Annotated in this window: 4 protein-coding genes and 3 pseudogenes; 1 reads left to right on the top strand and 6 read right to left on the bottom strand. The window is 63.8% G+C overall.

What is annotated here, in order from left to right:
• The 3 genes from AL3_RS17875 to erm form a co-directional block, all read right to left on the bottom strand.
• Positions 1-296, bottom strand: a 296-nt coding sequence (locus tag AL3_RS17875; protein WP_255220909.1) for an ArdC-like ssDNA-binding domain-containing protein, incomplete at its 3' end; no start/stop codon positions are given.
• Positions 297-506: 210 nt separating this feature from the next.
• A complete protein-coding gene (locus AL3_RS17870) occupies positions 507-1,412 on the bottom strand; it encodes a helix-turn-helix domain-containing protein (RefSeq protein ID WP_306303042.1) in 906 nt (301 codons plus the stop codon).
• Between the two features lie 135 nt (positions 1,413-1,547).
• Complete coding sequence (gene erm, locus AL3_RS18275) at positions 1,548-2,324, bottom strand: 23S ribosomal RNA methyltransferase Erm (protein WP_083521893.1); 777 nt, start codon at positions 2,322-2,324, stop codon at positions 1,548-1,550.
• 584 nt (positions 2,325-2,908) lie between these two features.
• On the opposite strand from erm, the gene AL3_RS17865 reads away from it, so the two are divergent.
• Complete coding sequence (locus AL3_RS17865) at positions 2,909-4,585, top strand: ABC-F family ATP-binding cassette domain-containing protein (protein ID WP_083521894.1); 1,677 nt, start codon at positions 2,909-2,911, stop codon at positions 4,583-4,585.
• A gap of 280 nt (positions 4,586-4,865) precedes the next feature.
• Here AL3_RS17865 and AL3_RS17860 read toward each other — a convergent pair.
• The 3 pseudogenes from AL3_RS17860 to AL3_RS18710 all read right to left on the bottom strand — a co-directional run.
• Positions 4,866-5,090, bottom strand: a pseudogene (locus AL3_RS17860) (transposase); the annotation flags it as partial.
• Positions 5,086-5,259: pseudogene (locus AL3_RS19150) on the bottom strand (ParB N-terminal domain-containing protein); the annotation flags it as partial. The pseudogenes AL3_RS17860 and AL3_RS19150, both read right to left, overlap by 5 nt.
• Positions 5,260-5,284: 25 nt before the next feature.
• Positions 5,285-5,818 (bottom strand): annotated as a pseudogene (locus AL3_RS18710) (hypothetical protein); the annotation flags it as partial.

Here is a 5,818-nt window from a genome sequence, read left to right as displayed (position 1 = left end):
CCCTGATACCCGCCCTGACCCTTCTCGACCTGACGCCCGAGCTGCTGCCACTGCTTGTACCCGGCGACATAGGTCGGGAACGGCTCCGGCACCCGCCCTTCGGCGAACGCAGCGGCGTGCTGCACCCAGATCAGCAGTGTGTTGTTGAACGACCGCGACCGGAACCGGGCCGCGAACCGGAGCGCGGCGGCCCAGTCATCACCGGTGACCAGCTGCTCGACCGCGCCGGTCAGACGGGCGTGCAGCTCGTCGAGCTTCGCTTCCCGCGCCTGGCGGGCTTCCTCCCTCGTCGCCATGATCCGGCCTCCTCCCGGCGGGACCGGCCACCACGATGGCGGTCGGTCCTGCACCTGCGAGGTGCGCCAGGAGAACCCGGAGTGTCAAGACGGTCAGCGAACAAAATGATCAGTAGGTTGGCCATCAGGAACGTCGTGTGCGCCTGACGTAGAACAACCGGATAGCAGCCCTGCCGAGCCCGCGGGCGAAGCCCCCGATGATGACGTCTATTACCCGGGCCCAGATGTCCCGTTCACGGGCATCCGCTGCATCTGCCGATACCGCGCCGGAGTGATCCCGGCATGCTCCCGGAACGCCTCCGTCGCACGATTGCGTGAGCGCCACCCGACCCGGCGACCAGCCTCCGCGATCGTCACGTCAGGCTCGCGCAACACTCGCGCCATCTCCTGCACGCGCAGCATCGTCAGATACGCCAACGGCGTCTTCCCGAATGCCTCCACGAACACGCGACCGAGCTGCTTCGAAGACAGGTGCACGCGAGCAGAGAGTTCGGGCAAGCTCCAGTCGTAGGCGATACGTCCGCGGAGCAGTTCCTCTACCTCGCGCGCTTCGGTGCGGAGCGGTGCGAACCGGCGATCCCGCGGCAACGTCGGCCGGATATGTGCTCGTTGGCTCGGGCCGGCCCGGTGCGGTGAGACGCGGATGAACGGTGCCACCTGGTCGATGATCGAGAACCAGAGAGCTTGAGCACGGTGGAACCGGTGACGCGCGATCCCGTCCGCGGTGAGGGCGACCAGCTCGTCCACCCAGGGCATGAGCATCCCGGCGCGGCCTTCACCGAGTCGCAGAATCTGCGCTGGTTCGGTGTAGATCGTGTCCGCAAGGGCTTGGGTGTCGAGGCGGTCGCACAGGAGGTCGGCGTGCTGCCAGAACAGTTGGTCGAGCACGTAGTCGGCGTCGGCGTAGATCGTTGAGACCGTGATGTGCCCTTCTGGCTCGGACCCGCACAGCGTGTTTGCGGCCAGCAGCACCACGTCGCCGACGTTGATCGGTCGTTCCCCGAATTCGCTGAACAGGATGGCGGACCCGTCGCGCACGACGATGAGTTTCACGCAGTCGTACGCGACGGGGCCGACGGGGCGGTGGATGGTGCGGGTGTTGGCGTGGATCGGCACGAACCTTGTTCCGGCGGGCCGTGCTCGTTCAGGCTGGCTCATGGTCTGCGATGGCCGGGGAGACTGAGCGACGTGCGTCGGTGAACGTGCATCCGGTCAGGAGTCCGCTGAGTCCGCGCGGGGTGATGCACGCGATCACCGTGGCCGGTTGCGTGCTAGTCGTGACCACAAAGAAACCCATGCCTCGACGTCCAGATCGCGTGGTAGACGAATTGCTGTTAGCGACAGGTCGCTGAGCGCTCGAGATACGTCGTTGCTTGGTGCTCCAGTTGACTGGGTGATGACCTGCGCGAGTGTGCGACCTTTGCCGGTAAAAGTCGCATACACGAAATTCTCGTAGCCCCGCCGTTCCTTTGAGGGCACGAGTGGTCTTTCGCGACGAGTCACGTGGAGGATGCCGCCGTCGACGCTGGGCTGCGGTGTGAAATGTTGGGCTGGTACGCGCCCGCACAACTCGAAGACATACCAGGGAGCAGCTTGCGCAGTCATCATTGTGCGTCCACCAATGCCTGCGCGCTTCCGAGCAACTTCCCACTGGGTCAGCAGGACCGCGTCATGCCAGGAGGATGCTTTGAGGAGGCGGCGCAGGATTGGTGTTGTGAGGCTGAAGGGGATGTTTCCGACTATCACGGGGAACTCAAGCGTGAAACGCAACGCGTCGGCTCGCTCGACTCGAATGGTAGAGAAGTTTTGCCGCAAACGCTTGACGTATCGTTCGTCAACATCGATTGCGGTGAGCTCTCGTCCTAGTAGTGAGAGCTTTCGTGTGATAGCCCCATCGCCAGCACCGATCTCAAGAATGCCGCCCTCTGTTTCGCGAACGACAGCAACGAATCGATTGATGGTGTTGGGATTACGGAGGAAGTTTTGGCCGAGTTCATGGCGGCCACCATTGGTTGATTGAAATCGCATTTGAGCGCTCCAAGAAGCATGGGAATTGGAGCACCCGACGTCACAACGAACATTGAGAGAAGAGGAACGCGCGCGCGGATGCTAAGGACACTCCGAGCGATGGCGTAGACAATCTGGGTACCAAAAAGAGAAGCGCTCAGATCGCTACGAGCGACTGTCGCCTTTCCCAGAGAGCGCCATCAGCGCGCGAAAATCAATGTTCCCATGAGTGCCAGGCTATCCGACCCTCCGTCGAAACGCCAAGCGCTTGAATGTCGCGTCAGACCCGTTCAATGCCTGCCGTACCTCTCACGTCTCCGGGTTCAGGGGCTTGAGCAGCCGTGCCTGATAGACTGTTCGTCATGGGAGCACTGATCCGCTAGTACGGGACATCACGTTGAGTTCTCTCCGTGGTGGGTCCTAAGCGCGCTGGGCAGTGTCACGCCGCAGACGCGAGGCCCCCGTACACCGTGCGACTCCTTTCTTAAGTCGCACCTGTTGCGATTCTGCTGGTGTCCTCACCTGCCGGTCGCGCAGAGGAGTTCCCCTTGACCCATCCAACACCACTCAGCCAACCTACGAGCACCACGAGAGCTCGCCATCGCATCTGCGCAATCCGCAACGGCACCGTGCGCTTCGCCGACCGCGTCGTGCTCCGCAGCATCGACATCACTGTGGGCGCTCACGAACGAGTCGCAGTGATCGGCGACAACGGTGCCGGAAAGTCGACCCTCCTCCAGGTTCTCGCAGGAGCCGTCCCCCTCACATCAGGCGAGCGTGCCGTCGACCTTCCGGGCGGGCTCGCCCTGGCCGAGCAGCAGCCTCACTTCCCGCCAGCAGCGACGATTTCCGATGCGCTGGATCAGTTGCTGGTCGACGTTCGCGATATCGAGGCGGCAATGCAGAACATCAGTGAGCAACTTGCCGATGCTCCTGAATCCGAGCTCCCCAGCCTCCTCGATGGCCTAACTGAACTGACCGATCAGTTTGAAGCCAGGGATGGGTACGGCGTTGACCAGAGAGTCGATGCGGCGCTCGACCAGCTTTCCCTGAGTGACCTCGATCGCACGCGTCTCGTGGGGTCACTGTCCGGAGGCGAACGCACGCGACTTGCGCTCGCTGCGGCGCTGTCCGGAGGATCAGAACTGCTCCTCCTCGACGAACCCACGAATGACCTCGATGACAAGGGTGTCGCCTGGCTGGAAGACAGACTCGCGCACCATCGAGGCGCACTCGTCGTCGTGACGCACGATCGGGCTTTCCTCGATCGAATCGCAACAGATATCGTCGCGATCGAAGGCGGGGAGCTCCGGAGATATGGCAACGGGTACGCCGGCTATCTTGCTGCGCGCGACGCGGAGCGACAGCGGCTTCTCGCCCAGTACGAGGCATGGTGCCAGGAGCTATCCCGGAGTGAGGCACTCTTAGCATCGAACTCGTTCCGCCTCGCCGCGATACCACGCAAGCAGGACAGAGCCGGTTTCGGCCACGGCGCATTCCGTGCCCGAAGCAGCGACCACGGCGCGACGGGACGGGTCAGACAGGCCAAGGAGCGCGTGACACGACTGCACGCAGATCCGGTGCCAAGACCCGCAGACCCACTGAGGTTCACGCCAGACTTCACGGACCGGTCGTCTGACCAGAATACCGATGCGACGCCCCAGCATTCATTGCTGCTGGCAGCCCATTCCTTGGCCAACGGGCAGGACGTCGCTGGGCCGGGACTGGTGCTCGACTCGCTTGAAGTGTACGAGCGCGACCGCCTGCTCATCTCTGGGTCGAATGGTGCAGGGAAGACCACGCTGCTACGTGCGCTTGCAGGCGATTTTGTGGTTCAAGAAGGCGTGATCTGGCGGCGGCCTGGTCTTCGCTTCGCCTGGCTCCGTCAGGAGCCCGCGAGCGAGAGCAAAAGCACGCTCGCGGATACATTCGCGGAGGCCACACACGCCTACGTCGAGAACGCGGCAGAAACGCTTCTCGCGCTGGGACTCTTCTCGCCAGATGACCTGACGTTGCGCATGAACGAGCTATCTGTTGGGCAGCGCCGACGCATGGAAGTCGCCGTAGCAGTGTCTGCTCCCAGCGACATTTTGCTCCTTGATGAACCCACCAACCACCTCTCGCCGGACCTCATCGAACAGATGGAAGACGCGCTACGCGATTACCCAGGGGCAGTGCTCACCGTTACTCACGATCGGCGATGGCGACAGAAGGCGCTGGCAGGAGGCAATGTACAAAGAGTTCATGTCGACCTCGGGGGCCTAGCAAGGACGGAGGATTGAAAGAATGATACGCGGAAGTTAGTAGACGATGCGCGCATCGCTTCAAGTTGCGGAACTCTGTTCTCAAGGGCATTCAGGGTGGGCCGAAGGCTGCATGCCCCTCGACTGGCGCCTATTCGATGCTGCTACAGAACGTGCGCAGCGCATACACGGCTTGTATCGGAAGAACGCCATTACCAAGAGCTGAAAGCCGACCCGAATAGGTAAGTCCGTGAACGGAGTCGGTGGTCCACCCGGTCAAGTCCCCGGAAGTGGTGTAGCGATCCGTCGGCGATAGGGATCAGGCTGTCAGCGCGGGAAGTGCATCGGTGCTCACCTCGTTCACGGGACTGGTGGTGAGGGTGAGGCGGCAGCGGGCGAGGACGTCGAGGCCGAGGTAGCGGCGTCCTTCGGCCCATTCATCGGTCTGCTCGGCCAGGACCGCGCCGACGAGGCGGACGATCGCCTCGCGGGAGGGGAAGATGCCCACCGAGTCGGTGCGGCGGCGGATCTCGCGGTTCAGACGCCAGCCGACGCCGCCCGCACACCAGCACCCCCTCCGGGGTCACCGTGATCGGCTGCAACAGGCCGTGCTCCTGGATCGAGGCCGCCAGCGCCTCGATATCGCCCAGGTCGGCACGGTGGCGGTGGCCGACCTGGATCGACTCGACCGTGCGCTCCAACTCGATACCCACAACCACTCACCCCCTCTCGCTCTGCTTACTGGCGGCCTTTGGGCGCGGCCAGGCAGATCGTCAGCACGAGATCGTCATCGCGCAGCAACGTCGCCAACGACTCGCCGATCAACAGCCGCAACAGCACCCCGCGCCCGGCCGGGGTCGCCGACAGGCCCGGATGCGGGTTCCCCAGCAGCACCTTCAACAAGGCGCTCCACGACCGGCCCGGCAGATCAAGCAGCGCACGGGCGTACTGATCCCGGCGCAGGTTCTCGTACGCGGTGTGCCGGGCCCCGGCTTTCGCCAGCGCACCGCAGATGTGCTCCACCGAGGTCCGGGCGGTCGCCGGCTCCCAGCCGAGCATCGTCACCAGCGCGATCGCGTCCTCCGCAGCCGAACTGGCCGACATCGACGCCCGCACCCCACCACCACCACGACCGCCACCGCCACTGCTGTCGCCGCCGTCGGGGTCGGTGTCGGGTTCGGGGTCGGTGACGTGGAACGCCGGGTGATACTCCGACAGCGGCGTCTCCCGGTCGGAGAGACGTTCCGCGTCGTGGAAGGCGGAGATATGCGG

This window comes from Arthrobacter luteolus NBRC 107841 (assembly GCF_001552075.1).
In the GTDB taxonomy this organism is placed as follows: Bacteria; Actinomycetota; Actinomycetes; order Actinomycetales; family Micrococcaceae; genus Arthrobacter_B; species Arthrobacter_B luteolus.
This window is presented reverse-complemented; position numbering and strand designations above follow the sequence as displayed.

Bases quoted from the DNA above. Each gene is read 5' to 3' on its own strand.
- erm (WP_083521893.1), bottom strand. From the start codon at position 2,324: ATGCGATTTCAATCAACCAATGGTGGCCGCCATGAACTCGGCCAAAAC.